Raw genomic sequence first — 17079 nt, 5'->3', positions numbered from 1 at the left:
GAGCGCAGCATGTATCTGGGAATGGATATTGGTACTTCGGAGCTCAAAGCGCTGATCATCAATGCGCAGGGCGAGATCATCGCCTCGAATCACGCCACGCTTAACGTACAACGCCCGCATGCACACTGGGCGGAGCAGGATCCGGAACGCTGGTGGCAAGCGTGTGGTGAAGTGCTTGCTGGATTACGCCAGCAGGCTGCACAGGCGTGGAGCGAGATTCGCGCCATTGGCTTGTCGGGACAAATGCACGGCGCGGTGCTGCTGGATGCGCAGGGCGAGGTGCTGCGTCCGTGCATTCTGTGGAATGACACGCGCAGCGCGCCGCAGTGTGAAGCGTTGAGCAGGCAACATCCAGAGATGATGCAAGTTAGCGGCAATATGATCATGCCGGGCTTTACCGCACCCAAACTGCGTTGGGTGGCGGAACATGAGCCAGAGATTTTCCGTCGCATCGACAAAGTGCTGCTGCCGAAAGATTATCTGCGCTGGCGTTTGACTGGACGCTTTGTCAGTGAACCTTCAGATGCGGCGGGCACGCTGTGGCTTGACGTAGCAAAGCGCGACTGGTCTGACGAATTGCTGGCTATCACTGGACTGACGCGCGCCAACATGCCGGAGCTTGTAGAAGGCAGCGTCGTCAGCGCCACATTAAAAGCCGATCTGGCAAGTGAATGGGGTTTATCGGCCGCAGTCTGCGTGGCGGGCGGCGCGGGCGACAATGCTGCTTCGGCAGTCGGCGTTGGCGCGGTCAATCCTGGCGATGCCTTTATCTCGCTGGGAACCTCCGGCGTGATCTTTGTGGTCAACGATCGCTTACTGGCCGATCCGCAATCGGGCGTGCACGCTTTCTGCCACGCCTTGCCCGGACGCTGGCACCAGATGAGCGTGATGCTCAGTGCCGCCAGCTGCCTGCGCTGGTTGTGCAATCTACTCTCCGTTACCGAAAGCCAACTAATGGAAGAGATGGCACAGCTCAGCGAAGAACAGCGGCGGCATGCGCCGGTTTTCCTGCCCTATCTCTCCGGTGAACGCACGCCACACAACGATCCTGACGCCTCCGGTTCTTTCTTCAATCTGCGCCATGAAACGCCACGCGCGCTGCTCGGCTACGCGGTGATCGAAGGCGTGGCATTTGGTCTGGCCGACGGTTTCGCGGTGCTTGGCGATGCGCAGCGCCAGATTCAGCAGTGCAGCCTGACCGGCGGCGGGGCGCGCAGCACGCTGTGGGCGCAGTTGATCGCAGATGTGCTGCAACTGCCGATCGTCACGCATCCCGCCAGCGCGTCCGGCGCTTTAGGAGCTGCGCGTCTGGCGTGGCTGGCCGCGGGTGGTGTGGAGAGCGAAGTTTGCCTTAAACCGCCGGTGCAGGCGCGTTATCAGCCAGATGCTGAGCGTGGCGAGGTGCTGCAGCAGCGATTGCAGCTGTTCCGCACGCTCTATGCCCAACAACAGCAGGCGCGAGCATTGCTACCTGAATAATTCCAGACAGAGGATGAATGAGATGCAATCGAATGATTACTGGTTTGGCTTACCGAAAAAGATGTTCTGGGGCTTCCTCGCCATTGCTATTTTTATGGCGGGTGACGGCTTTGAAATGGCGTTTCTATCGCGCCATATCACCGATATGGGCTTCACGCCGGCGCAGTCAGCGGTGGTGTTTACCTTCTACGGACTGGCGGCGGCATTGGCAGCCTGGGCATCGGGCGTGGTGGCGGAACTGATTACGCCTCAGCGTGCCATGATGATTGGTTTCGTGCTGTGGATCGTGATGCACACGCTGTTTATGTCGTTGGGTCTTGGCATGCGCAACTATCCGCTGATGGTGCTGTTCTACGGCATTCGCGGTCTGGCGTATCCGCTATTCATTTACTCATTCATGATGATGCTGGTACAGGTGCTGCCGCGTGAAAAACTGGCGGCCGCAACCGGTTGGTTCTGGGCGATGTATTCCGTCGGCATCGGTGTGGTTGGCAGCTATTTGCCGAGTCTGACCATCCCGATGCTGGGCGAAACCGGTACGCTGTGGCTGGCGATCATTTGGGTTGCCTGCGGTGGCGTGCTGGCTTACTTCAGCTTGCGTCATGTGCCGGTTGACCGTTCGCGCGTCAATTTGCCGATGCGCGACAAAATGACCGAAATGTCGCGCGCGGTAACCATTCTGTTTACCAACCAGCACGTGTTTTATGCCTGCCTGATTCGCATCATTAACACGCTGTCGTTGTTTGGTTTCGCCATTATCATGCCGCTGCTGTTCGTTGATCGCCTTGGTTTTACCATTTCCGAGTGGCTGCAAATCTGGGCGGTGTTCTTCTTCGTCACCATTTTTACCAACATCTTCTGGGGCATTACCGGCGAGAAACTGGGTTGGATCCGTCAGGTGCGCTGGTTTGGCTGCCTCGGTATGGCCATTTCCAGTCTGGCGTTTTACTACCTGCCGCTGTATGCCGGGCATAACTTCTGGGTGGCGTTGATTCCGGCGGTGATGTTAGGAGTTTTTGTTGCGGCCTTTGTGCCGATGACTGCGGTGTTTCCAACGCTGGAGCCGCATCATAAAGGTGCTGCGGTATCCATTTACAATCTGTCGGCTGGACTAAGTAACTTTGTTGCGCCTGCGATCGCTTCGGTGATGTTGCCGTTTTTCGATATCGTTGGCGTGGTGTGGGCGTATACCGCGCTGTATGTGTTTGCTGGTGTACTGACCTTTATTATTCGTGTGCCGCAGCCGGGACATGCGCATGAACCGGCTGCGTTGAAATCACGTGTTGTGCAGCAGCGGAGTTAATTAACCAGGTCGCCATTAATGGCGACCCTACACGACCTCCCGCAAGGCTTCCTCTAAGTCGTACCAGCGAAAACCAAAGCCTGACTCTTCCAGGCGCTTCGGCAACACATGTTGGCCGCCGAGCACCAGTACCGCCGATTCACCCATCATCAGCTTGATGGCGCTGGCTGGCGTGCGCATAAAGGCCGGACGATGCATTACATGGCCGAGCGTGGCGGCGAACTGCTCATTGCGCACCGCATAGGGCGCAACCATGTTGAAGGGGCCGCGCAGTTCAGCATGGTCGATCAACCACAGCATCGCGTTAACTAAATCGTCGATGTGAATCCACGGCAGATACTGTTTGCCGCTGCCAATTGGGCCGCCGACGCCAAGCTTAAACGGCAGCTTCATCTTCGATAACGCGCCACCTTCTTTCGCCAGCACCACGCCAGTTCGCATTAGGCAGACGCGGGTGCGATCGCTCTGTGCAGTCAGCGCCAATTGCTCCCAACGGTCGCACAGCGTATGGGTAAACTCGTCGTGCCCCGGATCCTCTTCGGTCAGCACCAGATCGCCGGTATCGCCATAAAAGCCGGTAGCCGAGCCGGAAATCAAAAATTGTGGGGGATTGCTGCTGGCATGAATCAGCGACACCAGTTGCTCGGTAATCTGCCAGCGGCTTTCGCATAGCCGCTGCTTCTGCTGTTCGGTCCAGCGTTTATCGGCGATCGGTTCGCCCGCGAGATTGATAACACCATCAATGCCATTTAAATCAGTTTGCTGATGGATGCCGGACCACAGCGCGACGCTGGCGTCGAGTTTCTCGCGTGCGGCGGCGACATCGCGCGTCACAACGCTCACCTGATGGCCAAGCTGCAACAAACGCGGAATCAGGTGGCGGCCAATCAGGCCGGTGCCGCCGGTGATCAGTAAATGCATGTTGAGCCTCCTTGTCATTTTTTATCTGCTCAGATTGAGCATAGAAGAGAAGCGTGCGCGCGGCGTGACTCTGCTTACGCTTATGAAGAAAAAGGAAAAGTCAGCGCTGGTCTTAGCAGCTAAAGATCCGACCAGCGCACCATTGCCTTCACAAATAAAAATCGGTAAACATGATGCACACCTGACGCTTTCCTGAGGCAGCCAATGAATTATCCAACCATTACCTTGTGGTCAGATTCTTGCTTTTTCAGTCCTTACGCCATGTCGGTTTATGTTGCGCTAACCGAGAAGGGCATTCCCTTCACCCTGAAGCGCGTCGATTTATCGCAGAATGCGCAGTGGGATGATGAGTACCGCGCACTGTCGCTGACCTGCCGCGTGCCGACGCTGCAAATCGATGATGTGCTGCTGACGGAATCATCAGCGATTGCCGAGTATCTGGAAGAGCGTTTTCCGGCACCAGAGTTCGAGCGGCTCTATCCGCGCGATCGTGAGAAACGCGCGCATGCGCGCGAAGTGCAGGCGTGGTTGCGCAGCGACTTGATGGCACTGCGCTCAGAGCGCCCCACTGAAGTGCTGTTTGCTGGCGAACGTTTTGCGCCGCTTACGCCAGCCGGTGAGCAAGCCGCTAATAAACTCATTGCTGCGGTGCAGCGCCTTTTGCCTGACGGACAGCAAAATCTGTTTGGCGAATGGTCGATTGCGGATACCGATTTAGCCGTGATGATTAATCGCCTGGCGCTGCACGGCGATGCGCTACCAGTGAAGTTACAGCACTATGCTGAGTTCCAGTGGCAGCGTGCTTCGGTGCAACTCTGGTTAGCGGAATCCGGTAAAACACGCTGAGCACGATGCGCCTTGCGATGGCGAAAAGAACGCTTTACCTTACCGCCTATTCTAATAAAGCATGGCAAACAGGCGCGTGCTGGGCACGCCGAAAACACAAAAGGGTTACGGATGGTGGATCAAACGGCAGGTGACGGTATCGAGTGGGTTGATATCGTTAACGAAGAGAACGAAGTCATTGCGCAGGCCAGCCGTGCGCAAATGCGTGCGCAGTGTCTGCGTCATCGTGCGACCTATATTGTGGTGCACGATGGCATGGGCAAAATTCTGGTGCAGCGTCGCACTGAAATCAAAGACTTCATGCCGGGTATGCTGGATGCCACTGCCGGTGGCGTGGTGCAGAGCGGAGAAGACCTGCTGGAATCGGCGCGTCGTGAAGCGGAAGAGGAGTTGGGTATTGCGGCCGTTCCGTTCGCCGAGCACGGACAGTTCTACTTTGAAGATCAGCATTGCCGCGTATGGGGCGGGCTGTTCAGCTGCGTTTCCCATGGTCCGTTTGCTATGCAGGAAGAGGAAGTAGACGAGATCTTCTGGATGACGCCGGAAGAGATCACCGCACGCTGTGATGAGTTCACCGATGATTCGCTTAAGGCGTTGTCACTGTGGCTGAGCCGTAACAGCGACGCTGCTCGTCGTAAGCAGAGCAGCGAAGCATAATCATGCCATAGGGTCGCCATTTATGGCGACCTTATACACATTGTTAATGTTCCCGCAGAATACCCGTCAACAGCGTCAAAGCATCCTCGAACTGCGCATCGGGAATGGTCAGCGGATAGAGGAAGCGAATCACGTTGCCGTACACGCCGCAGGTTAGAAGAATCAAACCTTGTTCCAGCGCCTGCTGCTGAATAGCTTTAGCAATCTCCGCCGACGGCTTACCCGCCCCATCATTGAATTCCGCCGCTATCATTGAGCCGTATCCGCGTATCTCCGCCAGCGCTTTACACTCCGCACGCTGTAAAACCTGTTTTAATCGGCTGCCTAATTGATTGGCACGGTTGCACAGCGCTTCTTCTTCGATAATCTCTAACACCGCCAGCGCCGCCGCAATCGCCGGTGGACTGCCAGCATAGGTTCCGCCCAGGCCGCCAGGTTCAGGCGCATCCATGACTTCCGCACGTCCCGACACCGCTGAGAGCGGAAAGCCGCCAGCGAGACTTTTTGCCATGGTAATAAGATCGGGCTGCACGGCGTAATAGTCGCTGGCGAACAGCTTGCCGGTGCGCGCAAAACCGCTCTGAATCTCATCAGCGATCAGCAGAATGCCGTGACGATCGCATAACTCACGCAGTGCTACGACAAACTCTGGCGGCGCACTGTAGAAACCGCCTTCGCCCTGAACCGGTTCAAAGATAATGGCCGCCACCTGCTGCGGACTGATATCGCTGCGGAAAATCGCTTCCAGGCTGTCGAGCGCATCACTAACGGTGACGTTGTGCAGCGCGTTGGGATAGCGCGCGTGAAACACCGGGCTGGCGAAGGGGCCGAAGCCGGTTTTATACGGCACCACTTTACCGGTTAGCGACATTGTCATAATGGTACGACCGTGAAACGCACCGGTGAAGGCGATGATGCCGGGACGACCGGTGGCCGCACGCGCAATTTTCACCGCGTTTTCGACCGCTTCTGCACCGGTCGAGAAAAAGGTGGTTTTCACCGCGCCGTTAATCGGTACTAACGCATTAAGCCGCTCAGCCAGGTGAATGTAGTTCTCATAAGGGATGATTTGAAATGCGGTGTGGGTAAAACATTCAAGCTGCTGCTGTACCGCCGCCATCACTTTCGGGTGACGATGTCCGGTGTTAAGCACCGCGATGCCTGCGGCAAAATCGGTATATTCGCGGCCATGCTGATCCCACACCGTGGCGTTCTCGGCTTTCACCGCATAGAAATCACACATCACACCCACGCCACGCGGCGTGGCTTGTAAACGACGGCTGTGCACATCACTGTTGCTCATTATTCACCTCGCAATTAGCGGCAGACTTCAATCAGTGTTAGCGCAGCGCAGGGTTTATGCCAGTGAAGTGCGGGGCAAAAAAAAGCACGCACCGAAGTGCATGCTTTTTTGCCGGGCCGGGAAGGGACTAGCCTTCGGCCTGCTGGGACTGAATCGCCGTCAATGCGATGGTGTAGACGATGTCATCCACCAGGGCGCCGCGTGACAGGTCGTTCACCGGCTTACGCATGCCTTGCAGCATCGGCCCGATGGAGATCAGGTCGGCAGAACGCTGTACCGCTTTGTAAGTGGTGTTACCGGTGTTCAGATCCGGGAAGATGAACACGGTAGCGCGACCGGCAACCGCAGAGTTTGGCGCTTTGGATTTGGCGACGTCTTCCATAATCGCGGCGTCGTACTGCAGCGGACCATCGATAACCAGATCCGGGCGTTTTTCCTGCGCGATGCGCGTGGCTTCACGCACTTTCTCAACGTCGCTACCGGCACCGGAGTTACCGGTGGAGTAGGAGATCATTGCGACGCGTGGATCGATACCGAAGGCTTTGGCTGAATCGGCAGACTGGATCGCGATTTCTGCCAGCTGTTCTGGATTGGGATCCGGGTTGATGGCGCAGTCGCCATACACCAGAACCTGCTCCGGCAGCAGCATGAAGAACACCGACGACACCAGAGAGCTGTTTGGTGCGGTTTTGATCAGCTGCAGCGGTGGACGAATGGTGTTCGCCGTGGTGTGAACCGCGCCGGATACCAGACCGTCAACTTCGCCGCTCTCCAGCATCATGGTGCCGAGCACCACGTTGTCTTCCAGCTGCTCCTGCGCCACCACTTCGGTCATGCCTTTGCTCTTACGCAGCTCAACCAGACGCGGCACATAGTTTTCGCGCACCACTTCTGGATCGACAATCACGATGCCTTTGCCGAGTTCAACACCTTGCGCCGCCGCAACACGCTGAATCTCTTCCGGGTTGCCGAGCAGCACACAGGTGGCGATGCCGCGTTCGGCGCAAATCGCTGCGGCTTTGACGGTACGTGGCTCGTCGCCTTCTGGCAGCACGATGCGTTTGCCGGCTTTGCGCGCCAGCTCGGTGAGTTGGTAACGGAATGCCGGTGGGGACAGGCGACGGCTGCGCTCTGAAGTAGCGGTCAGTGATTCCACCCAATCTTCGTTGATGAAGCTGGCCACGTACTCCTGCACTTTTTCGATGCGCTGCGTATCGTCAGTCGGCACTTCCAGGTTGAAGCTCTGCAGGCTGAGCGACGTCTGCCAGGTGTTGGTTTTCACCATAAAGACCGGCAGGCCGGTCTGGAACGCACGTTCGCACAGGCGTGCGATTGGCGCTTCAATCTGATATCCACCGGTCAACAGCACTGCACCGATTTCAACGCCATTCATCGCGGCTAAACAGGCGGCAACCAGCACATCAGGACGATCGGCGGAAGTCACCAGCAGTGAACCCGGACGGAAGTGCTCCAGCATGTGCGGAATGCTACGCGCACAGAAGGTCACGGATTTCACACGGCGCGTCTGGATTTCACCTTCGTTGATGATATCGGCGTTAAGGTGACGGCACATATCAATGGCGCGGGTAGCAATCAGATCAAAGCTCCACGGCACACAACCCAATACCGGCAGCGGGCTGTTCGCAAACAGCTGCTTAGGATCGATGTTGGCGATGCTGGCTTTAGTGGAGTCATCGAAAATCTCTGACAGATCCGGGCGCGTACGGCCTTGCTCATCCACCGGCGCATTGAGTTTGTTGATGATCACGCCAGTGATGTTTTTGTTCTTGCTGCCGCCAAAGCTGCTTTGCGTCAGTTCGATACGCTCTTTCAGTTGCGCCGGAGAATCGTTGCCCAGCGACATCACGAAGACGATTTCTGCGTTCAGGGTTTTGGCGATCTCATAGTTCAGCGCAGAGGCGAACTGATGTTTACGCGTTGGTACCAGACCTTCAACCAGCACCACTTCCGCGTCTTTGGCGTTCGCGTGGTAGTTGGCAATGATCTCTTCCATCAGCACGTCTTGCTGGTTAGAACCGAGCAGCGACTCAACGCGTGACATCTGCAGCGGTTCAGCGGCAGGAATCGCGGAGCTTTTACGGATAATGCTGGTGGTTTGGTCTGGCGCATCGCCGCCCGCACGTGGCTGGGCAATCGGCTTGAATACGCTCAGGCGCACGCCTTTGCGCTCCATGGCACGGATCACGCCGAGGCTGACGCTGGTCAGACCGACGCTGGTGCCGGTAGGAATGAGCATAATTGTACGTGACACGATAGAAACCTCTCAGGTGTTGCAGACTGTCTAAAACAACTCCGTCAGCCTAAGCTGACGGAGAGAAGTGTGTTTAAGCGGTGAGACGCGCGGCGTCTTGAGCAATCACCAACTCTTCGTTGGTTGGGATCACCACGGCTGGGCGCGTGCCTTCTTTGTTGATGAAACCTGATTTGCCGAAGCGTGCCGCCAGGTTGCGTTCGTGATCGACTTCGAAGCCAAGCAGACCCAGTTTCTGCAGCGCCAGCTCGCGCACCATCGCGGCGTTTTCACCGATACCGCCGGTAAAGACCACGGCGTCCAGACGGCCTTCCATCAGCGCGGTGTAGCTGCCGATGTACTTCGCCAGACGGTGGCAGAACACATCCATCGCACGCTTGGCATCTTCTTTGGTGGCGTAGTTGTCTTCCACATAGCGGCAGTCGCTGGTGACTTCGGTCAAACCTAACAGGCCAGACTCTTTGGTCAGCAGCTTGTTGATGGAATCAACGCTCATGCCCAGGGAATCATGCAGGAAGAAGATAATGGCCGGATCAATGTCACCGCTGCGGGTGCCCATCACCAAACCTTCCAGCGGCGTCAGGCCCATTGAGGTATCAACACACTGGCCGTTGCGAATAGCAGAAACAGAACCGCCATTGCCGAGGTGGCAAGTGATGATGTTCAGTTCGCTAACCGGTTTGTTCAGCATTTTCGCGGCTTCCTGCGTCACATAGTAGTGGCTGGTGCCGTGTGCGCCGTAGCGACGAACGCCGTGCTCTTTATACAATTTGTACGGCAGAGCATAGAGATAGGACTCTTCCGGCATTGTCTGATGGAATGCGGTGTCAAAAACCGCCACATTTTTATCGGAAAGATGCGGGAAGTTTTTCAGCGCTTCATCTATACCGATCAGATGCGCAGGATTGTGCAGTGGCGCAAATGAAGAGGCGTCTTTAATGCCTTGAATAACGGATTCGTCGATGACTACCGATTTGGTCAGCTGCTCGCCGCCGTGAACAATACGATGGCCGATTGCAGCGATTTGTGCCGAAAGCTCTGGTTTTTGTGCCAGAATAGTTTTAACCATAAAGTTCAGTGCTTCGCTGTGTGCCGCACCCGCGCCAAGCTGAGCTTCTTGTTTGCTGCCGTCCAGTTTCCACTTAATGCGTGCTTCCGGTAAGTGGAAGCATTCAGCCAGACCGGACAAGTATTCGTCGCCGGTAACAGGGTTAAGGATGGCAAACTTAAGTGAAGAACTGCCGCAGTTCAGAACCAGAACTAACTTCGTCGACATGGAAGTACCTATTTTGTTAAATAGTGGCTAAAAAAAACGCAATCAGACTAACAGCGTAGCCCATGAAAGCTGGTAGGTTAATGATAAACATCATGTGCTAGTCAAAATTTCACTGACATGCAAAAAATTTTGGTGATTTTACGCTTATTTTTGATAAGCACTTAGCGAAACATGGCTCTGGCCGCTCTATTATTGAGCTAAAGCTTCCGGTAATGTTACTGAAACGGCGTCAGAATACTCACAGTCACCCGCAAAGACAAAAACTTTTGAAGGATGTCACGTAAAGTTGTGTAGTTATCGGTTTATTTTAAAAATTGCAGATTTAGTTGAGGTCTATCATGGCGAATGAGACAGACAATCCCGGCTGGTTCGGCTTGTTCCAGCGCGGACAGCGATACATGAAGACCTGGCCTGCAGACAAGCGCCTGGCGCCGGTGTTTCCTGAAAATCGCGTGGTCAATGCAACCCGCTTTGCCATTCGTTTTATGCCGCCGCTGGCGATTTTCACGCTGACGTGGCAAATCGCGATGGGTGGACAACTCGGTCCAGCAATTGCCACCGCGCTGTTTGCCTGCAGCCTGCCGATGCAAGGATTATGGTGGTTGGGGAAACGTTCTGTGACGCCGTTGCCGCCGACGTTGCTGCAGTGGTTTCATGAAGTGCGCACCAAGCTGGAAGAAGCGGGGCAGGCAATTGCACCGGTTGATGGTAAGCCGACATATCAGTCGCTCGCCGATGTGTTGAAACGGGCCTTCAAACAGCTCGATCGCACTTTCCTCGACGATCTTTGATCTGCTGACGCCTTTATCTTTTAGAGAATTTGAGCCAAATCCCGGTTCAAATCAAAGAAAAGTGGTGCGGACATACACGCATCACTCTCCTTGTGTAATCATTTCTTCATTGTTTAAATCTTAAGCGGCCGTCTGGCCCGGGAGCAAACCATGGAAATGACCCACGCCCAACGATTGATCCTCTCCAATCAATACAAAATGATGGCCATGCTGGAGCCTGATAACGCTGAACGTTATCGTCGTTATCAGACCATTATTGAACGCGGCTATGGCTTGCAGTTACGTGAACTCGATAAAGAGTTCGGCGAGCTAACTGAAGCGACCTGTCGCCTGCTAATCGATATTATGGAAATGCACCATGCGCTGCATGTTTCCTGGTCGAATCTCAAAGATGGCAGCGCGATTGACGAGCGCCGCCTGGCTTTTCTTGGTTTTGATGCGGCTACCGAAGCGCGCTATCTCGGCTACGTGCGCTTTATGGTGAATGTTGAAGGGCGCTATACCCACTTTGATTCCGGCACCCACGGCTTCAATGCTCAAACGCCGATGTGGGAAAAATACCAACGCATGCTAACGGTGTGGCACACTTGCCCGCGTCAATATCATCTCAGCGCGAATGAGATCGCGCAGATTATCAATGCCTGAATAAGGAGCGACGCGTGAAGTACAGGGGTTTTCTGTTTGATTTAGACGGTACGCTGGTGGATTCATTGCCTGCAGTGATTCGCGCATGGTCACTGTGGGGCGAGCGCCACGGTTTATCGGCGGAAGAGGTCCTGAGTTATATACACGGGAAGCCTGCTATCAATTCGTTGCGCCATTTCATGGCAGGGCAATCTGAAGAGGCTATTCAGGCGGAATTTCTCTGGCTTGAACGTCTTGAAGCGGAAGACACGCAAGGCGTGCAGGCGATTCCGGGTGCATTAGCGTTACTGTCTACGTTGAACGAGTTGCAGATTCCGTGGGCGATTGTGACCTCGGGTTCGATTCCTGTCGCCCACGCGCGCCATAAAGCCGCAAATCTACCGATGCCAAAAGTGTTTATTACCGCTGAGAACATCAAGCACGGTAAGCCCAATCCCGAGCCTTATCTGCTGGGTGCTGAACGTTTGGGGCTTTCAGCGACGCAGTGTGTAGTGGTTGAGGATGCGCCGGCGGGCATTATTTCAGGTTTGGATGCGGGTAGTGCGGTGATCGCCATGAATGCACCAGCCGATGCACCGCGCCTCAATGAAGTAAGCTTCCGCGTCGCAACGCTTGAACCGGTTAATGTCATCAAAGAAGATAGCGGCGAGTTTACACTTTCAATCACCGCATAAAAAAACGGGCCGATGCGGCCCGTTTTTTTACAGCGGCGTATCTTGTGATATTTCATCCAGCGACAGGCTAAAGCTGGGAATAAAGACCTCAACAAAATAATCCATTTCCGGTGAACGCCGTTGGGTGAGGGTTTTTTCCAGGCGTGCTTTGGCCAGCAGAAACTCGTTATTACCTGCCGATAATTCTTCCAGACACTTCACGTAGGCGCAAAGTGCATCCGCCTGCTTCACCACGGATTGCTCACTTTCGGTATGCAAATGTTCATCAATCAGCGGGCGATAAGCGTCCTGCAGTTCAGGCGGCAGCATATCAATGAGCTTCTGCTGCGCAATTTTCTCGATCTTTTTGTATTCGTGGGCAATCTGTGCGTTGTAGTACTTCACCGGCGTCGGTAAATCACCGGTCAGCACTTCGCTGGCATCGTGATAGAGCGCCAGCATGGCAATACGCTCGGCATTGAGATTGCCGTTAAACTTTTTGTTTTTGATGATGGCGAGCGCATGAGCAACCATCGCCACCTGCAAGCTATGCTCGGAGACGTTTTCAGTGCGCACATTGCGCATCAATGGCCAGCGGTTGATTAGTTTGAGGCGGGAAAGGTGGGCGAAAAAATGGCTACGAGTCATGGACGGTTCCTGTTCGCACGGCGGGGAAGATATCTTTTCCCCGAAATGCGAACAGTATACGCGTCACAATTTACTGGCGATACCCTTGTAAGAAACGACCAAACTTGCTGACGGCCATTTCCAAATCGTCCACGCGCGGCAGCGTAACAATGCGCACGTGATCCGGCCACGGCCAGTTGAACGCGGTGCCCTGAACCAACAGCACTTTCTCTTGCAACAGGAAATCCAGCACCATCTTCTGATCGTCAAAGATGTTGAATTTCCTGGCATCAATTCGCGGGAACATGTACAGCGCACCTTGCGGCTTCACACAGCTGACGCCTGGAATATCATTAATTAATTCCCACGCACGCTGACGCTGTTCATACAAACGGCCGCCGGGCGCGATGAATTCACTAATACTTTGATAACCACCCAGCGCGGTCTGAATCGCATGTTGTGCCGGAACGTTGGCACACAGGCGCATCGACGCCAGCATTTCCAGCCCTTCAATGTAACCTTTTGCGTGTTTCTTCGGACCGTTCAAAACCATCCAGCCCTGACGGAAGCCCGCCACGCGATAGGTTTTCGATAAGCCGTTAAAGGTCACGGTCAGCAGATCAGGGGCCAGCGCAGCAATTGAATGATGTTGTGCTTCGTCGTAGAGAATCTTGTCGTAGATTTCATCGGCGAAAATAATCAGATTGTGCTGGCGCGCAATTTCAACAATCTCCAGCAACAACTCTTTGCTGTAAACCGCGCCGGTCGGATTATTCGGATTAATGATGACAATGCCACGGGTGCGTGGGGTGATCTTGCTACGGATATCATCCAGATCAGGGAACCAACCTGCTGATTCATCACACAGATAATGCACCGCTTTGCCACTCGACAGCGAAACGGCGGCGGTCCACAGCGGATAATCCGGTGCAGGTACCAGCATTTCATCGCCGCTGTTGAGCAATGCCTGCATCGCTTGCACAATCAGTTCAGATACGCCGTTACCAATATAGATGTCTTCAACGGTGACATCGCGCATGTCACGCGCCTGGTAATGCTGCATGATCGCCTTACGCGCCGAATACAGCCCTTTAGAGTCGCAATAACCCTGCGAGCTCGGCAGATTGCGAATGACATCGACCAGGATTTCATCAGGTGCTTCAAAACCAAATGGGGCAGGGTTGCCGATATTCAGCTTGAGAACTTTGTTGCCTTCTTCTTCAAGACGTTTAGCTTCTTTCAGTACCGGACCACGGATGTCATAACAGACATTTTCCAGCTTGCCGGATTTATCAATTTGAAAATTCATCGTTACCGCCTTTATGGGCAGAGTCCTTTAACCTGCCACCAAAAATCAAACTCGCCCAATTTACTCTTCTCACCTCAACAAAAGAAGGGCACCGCTGGGTTTTGGCGCGTTTGCCATTCTTTCCCGCTTCGCATGGCGTAAAAGTCATTGAAAATCAATTAATCTGGTTTATTAGTCCACAAATGTGAAGAATGATAAGATTAAACACTGGTAAGCTGTGCCTGACGTGTAAATGCCTTCTTCCATTCGCATCCGGGACTATTCAGAAATTTTTCAGTCACAATTGGCTTAAAAAAATATTAGCGACCAGACGAAATAGTTAAAGGATTCTTGTTAGATGGCGAAAAAGTGTCTGGTAAGGATTAAGTTCTGGCTGGCGTCTTAAAATGAAGTGCATTCTTATTCACTTATCAAGGGCGAGATTAAGCGTCAGTAACGGACCTAATATCGTGTAAAACAGTCTTAAAATAGCATTTACACTGTCACTTTAACGCTGATGCTCAAGATTCAGAACCTGGAGGGCTTAAAAAAAGAGCAGCGTTATGGCAGGATCTGTGCGGAAAGGCTTTTGGTCAAAAATTGCGATGTTTTGAACAAAAACATTTCCATTTATAACGTAAAAATGATTAAGTATAATTTATTATTTGATGCACTTTATCGCTTCGCATCTACATAACATGATGTTATTTCTTTTTAGCCCGCAGGGACTTTACGCGGGATACATAGACAACTACGCAGCTTCCAGCACCTGTACGACATACGTTTTCGGCCCAGAAGTTCTGCTGTCTATAATGACGACGCTGCTCTGATCTCAGAGTGGTGCGATCGTCGGCATCCGCCTGACAAAATTTTTTCATGGCAGCTCCACACAGGGCTGTCATTAAGCACCATTGCCTCTTATCTCTTTGATAAGTCGGGTAATACACCAGGGTAGTAGTTTTAAAAAAATCTTATAAGTGAAGAAAAAACATGACTAATGCAAATCGTCCGATACTGAATCTCGACCTCGATCTGCTGCGTACATTTGTTGCCGTTGCCGATCTGAACACTTTTGCAGCAGCCGCTGCCGCCGTGTGCAGAACGCAGTCAGCAGTGAGCCAGCAGATGCAACGTCTGGAACAATTGGTAGGTAAAGAGCTGTTTGCCAGACATGGACGTAATAAATTGCTGACGGAGCATGGCATTCAACTGCTGGGTTACGCCAGGAAAATCCTTCGTTTTAATGACGAAGCTTGCACCTCTTTAATGTACAGCAACATCCAGGGCGTTCTGACCATTGGCGCTTCAGATGATACCTCAGATACCATTCTGCCGTTCCTGCTTAACCGCGTAACGTCGGTCTATCCGAAGCTGGCCATTGATGTGCGTGTTAAGCGCAACCCGTTCATGATGGAAATGCTTAATCAAGGTGAAGTCGATCTGGTTGTGACGACGTCCAGCCCAGGAAACTTTACTCATCAGGTACTGCGTACTTCGCCAACGTTGTGGTACTGCGCGGCAGATTATATCTTCCAGCGTGGGGAAGCCATTCCTTTGGTCCTGCTGGATGAGCCAAGCCCGTATCGCGATATGGCGATTGATCACCTCAACGAAGCTGGCATTCCGTGGCGCATCTCGTATGTTGCCTCTACGCTAGCTGCCGTTCGTGCGGCGGTTAAAGCGGGCTTGGGTGTGACAGCGCGTCCGGTCGAGATGATGAGCCCAGAATTGCGAGTGATGGGCGCGGCAGAAGGTTTGCCAGTGCTACCGGATACTCAATATCTGCTGTGCCGCAATCCAGACAGCGATAACGAACTGGCGCTGGCCATCTTCAATGCCATGCAGTCTACCAATGATCCTTACAATCTGAGCGCTAATCCAGACGGTACTTTGCTGCTGGATGACGAAGAGTAAGGGCTACAGTTGCTGGTAATTCCTCGCATATGGAATACCGGTTAATTGTTAAAACGTATAAAAACGAGTCTTAGCGAGATAATTACCCGCTAAGGCTTTTTTTATGCCATTAAACTTTTCATTTTAGATGTAATTCCCTCGACTTAATTTTGACCTCATTCTTAAATATGAAACACGTTCCATTTTTATCCAACTTGGAATGGTTTTATCAATTCGTGCCAACTTTTCCGGGGCACTTGCCCGTCCTCTTCGCTGTTTTTTGCAGCATAAAACCCAGTTATGTGCTTTAGATCAAAAAAATACCCCTGATAAGGGGGGGGAATCTCGGGCGAGACCTGTCAAAATATGATTGTTAAATGCACGATCCACGCATGTGAATACCCGCTACACTAAAATTAACCTCACAAACTGAAGCGATTTAGCTGGCGCTCAGAGGGTTGAATGTTAATAATATGATGCAGCTGTAAAATAATGTTTGGATACTTTTGTCAAAGTTGACAAAAGGTTATAGAAAGGAGTAAAAACCCCTATAAAATTGCTGCTTTATTGCTAATGACAGCAAAATTTATAAGGTTTTTTATCCTTCCCTTGAATCGATGTGGTGTGTTTGCTGCAACAGAGCAGGATGCCATCACCACTTTTGATGAGTAAGCAAAGAGTATGTCGACAACTACAGAAGTGATCGCTCATCACTGGGCATTTATTGTTTTTATCGTTATCGCATTCGGCCTGTGTGCCTTTATGTTGACCGGTGGCTGGTTGTTAGGTGGTCGCGCGCGTGCGCGACACAAAGACACTCCGTTCGAATCGGGTATTGAGTCGGTTGGTGACACTCATATTCGCCTCTCTGCAAAATTCTATCTGGTTGCGATGTTCTTCGTCATATTCGACGTCGAAGCCCTCTATTTATACGCATGGTCGACGTCCATTCGCGAAAGCGGTTGGGTCGGCTTTGTCGAAGCCGCAATTTTCATTTTGGTGCTCTTGGCAGGCCTGGTTTATCTGGTGCGCATTGGTGCGCTGGATTGGGCTCCTGCGCGTCGTCGCGTAGTGGTCAAATCTGTCCCGGTCAGTCACAGCCACACCAACCCTCATAAGCAGTAA

The 17079-nt window shown here is 53.1% G+C and carries 16 protein-coding genes; 10 read left to right on the top strand and 6 right to left on the bottom strand.

Going from position 1 to position 17079, the window contains the following annotated elements; all coding sequences use genetic code 11:
• Nucleotides 1–9 precede the first annotated feature (9 nt).
• Nucleotides 10–1479: a xylulokinase gene (gene xylB, locus NQH49_RS13330; RefSeq protein WP_256696980.1), complete on the top strand. Its 1470-nt coding sequence runs from the start codon at nucleotides 10–12 to the stop codon at nucleotides 1477–1479.
• A 22-nt stretch (nucleotides 1480–1501) separates the two neighbouring features.
• Nucleotides 1502–2782: an MFS transporter gene (locus tag NQH49_RS13325; RefSeq protein WP_256696979.1), complete on the top strand. Its 1281-nt coding sequence runs from the start codon at nucleotides 1502–1504 to the stop codon at nucleotides 2780–2782.
• Between the two features lie 27 nt (nucleotides 2783–2809).
• Here the strand turns inward: NQH49_RS13325 and NQH49_RS13320 are convergent, their stop codons facing one another.
• Nucleotides 2810–3703, bottom strand: a complete 894-nt coding sequence (locus tag NQH49_RS13320; RefSeq protein ID WP_256696978.1) for a TIGR01777 family oxidoreductase — start codon at nucleotides 3701–3703, stop codon at nucleotides 2810–2812.
• Here NQH49_RS13320 and NQH49_RS13315 point away from each other — a divergent pair.
• The 3 genes from NQH49_RS13315 to yfcD all read left to right on the top strand — a co-directional run bounded on the left by NQH49_RS13315 (nucleotide 3702) and on the right by yfcD (nucleotide 5206).
• The gene (locus NQH49_RS13315) at nucleotides 3702–3899 is read left to right on the top strand and encodes a hypothetical protein (RefSeq protein WP_256696977.1); all 198 of its coding nucleotides are present in this window, start codon (nucleotides 3702–3704) and stop codon (nucleotides 3897–3899) included. The two genes, NQH49_RS13320 and NQH49_RS13315, sit on opposite strands and share 2 nt — an antisense overlap.
• Nucleotides 3900–3907: 8 nt before the next feature.
• A complete protein-coding gene (gene yfcF, locus NQH49_RS13310; protein ID WP_154155829.1) occupies nucleotides 3908–4549 on the top strand; it encodes a glutathione transferase in 642 nt (213 codons plus the stop codon).
• Nucleotides 4550–4660: 111 nt separating this feature from the next.
• A complete protein-coding gene (yfcD, locus tag NQH49_RS13305) occupies nucleotides 4661–5206 on the top strand; it encodes an NUDIX hydrolase YfcD (protein WP_007889295.1) in 546 nt (181 codons plus the stop codon).
• Nucleotides 5207–5249: 43 nt separating this feature from the next.
• On the opposite strand, the gene NQH49_RS13300 is transcribed toward yfcD, so the two are convergent.
• The 3 genes from NQH49_RS13300 to ackA all read right to left on the bottom strand — a co-directional run bounded on the left by NQH49_RS13300 (nucleotide 5250) and on the right by ackA (nucleotide 10057).
• The gene (locus NQH49_RS13300) at nucleotides 5250–6509 is read right to left on the bottom strand and encodes a 4-aminobutyrate--2-oxoglutarate transaminase (protein ID WP_256696975.1); all 1260 of its coding nucleotides are present in this window, start codon (nucleotides 6507–6509) and stop codon (nucleotides 5250–5252) included.
• A 127-nt stretch (nucleotides 6510–6636) separates the two neighbouring features.
• Nucleotides 6637–8781, bottom strand: coding sequence for a phosphate acetyltransferase (pta, locus tag NQH49_RS13295; protein ID WP_008105167.1), 2145 nt, complete (start codon nucleotides 8779–8781; stop codon nucleotides 6637–6639).
• Between the two features lie 73 nt (nucleotides 8782–8854).
• Nucleotides 8855–10057 carry an acetate kinase gene (gene ackA, locus NQH49_RS13290; protein WP_256696973.1) on the bottom strand — a complete coding sequence of 401 codons (1203 nt, stop codon included), beginning with the start codon at nucleotides 10055–10057 and terminating at the stop codon, nucleotides 8855–8857.
• 338 nt (nucleotides 10058–10395) lie between these two features.
• Here ackA and yfbV point away from each other — a divergent pair, with 338 nt between their 5' ends.
• The 3 genes from yfbV to NQH49_RS13275 all read left to right on the top strand — a co-directional run bounded on the left by yfbV (nucleotide 10396) and on the right by NQH49_RS13275 (nucleotide 12167).
• Nucleotides 10396–10848, top strand: a complete 453-nt coding sequence (gene yfbV, locus NQH49_RS13285) for a terminus macrodomain insulation protein YfbV (protein WP_256696972.1) — start codon at nucleotides 10396–10398, stop codon at nucleotides 10846–10848.
• Nucleotides 10849–10998: 150 nt separating this feature from the next.
• Nucleotides 10999–11493: a YfbU family protein gene (locus NQH49_RS13280; RefSeq protein ID WP_008105160.1), complete on the top strand. Its 495-nt coding sequence runs from the start codon at nucleotides 10999–11001 to the stop codon at nucleotides 11491–11493.
• A gap of 14 nt (nucleotides 11494–11507) precedes the next feature.
• On the top strand, nucleotides 11508–12167 hold the full coding sequence (locus NQH49_RS13275; protein WP_256696971.1) for a sugar phosphatase: 660 nt from the start codon (nucleotides 11508–11510) through the stop codon (nucleotides 12165–12167).
• Between the two features lie 27 nt (nucleotides 12168–12194).
• Here the strand turns inward: NQH49_RS13275 and yfbR are convergent, their stop codons facing one another.
• Together yfbR and NQH49_RS13265 are read right to left on the bottom strand one after the other, a co-directional pair.
• Entirely contained in the window at nucleotides 12195–12794 is a 600-nt protein-coding gene (gene yfbR, locus NQH49_RS13270; protein WP_008105157.1) for a 5'-deoxynucleotidase, read from the bottom strand.
• A gap of 70 nt (nucleotides 12795–12864) precedes the next feature.
• Nucleotides 12865–14082 carry a pyridoxal phosphate-dependent aminotransferase gene (locus NQH49_RS13265; protein ID WP_256696970.1) on the bottom strand — a complete coding sequence of 406 codons (1218 nt, stop codon included), beginning with the start codon at nucleotides 14080–14082 and terminating at the stop codon, nucleotides 12865–12867.
• Between the two features lie 969 nt (nucleotides 14083–15051).
• Between NQH49_RS13265 and lrhA the strand changes: the two genes are divergently transcribed.
• Entirely contained in the window at nucleotides 15052–15975 is a 924-nt protein-coding gene (gene lrhA / locus NQH49_RS13260) for a transcriptional regulator LrhA (RefSeq protein WP_007889314.1), read from the top strand.
• A gap of 660 nt (nucleotides 15976–16635) precedes the next feature.
• Nucleotides 16636–17079: an NADH-quinone oxidoreductase subunit A gene (locus tag NQH49_RS13255; protein ID WP_007889316.1), complete on the top strand. Its 444-nt coding sequence runs from the start codon at nucleotides 16636–16638 to the stop codon at nucleotides 17077–17079.

This window comes from Pantoea trifolii (assembly GCF_024506435.1).
GTDB lineage: Bacteria > Pseudomonadota > Gammaproteobacteria > Enterobacterales > Enterobacteriaceae > Pantoea > Pantoea trifolii.
The sequence above is the reverse complement of the archived record's forward strand: the minus strand, read 5'-3'. Positions and strand labels throughout refer to the sequence as shown.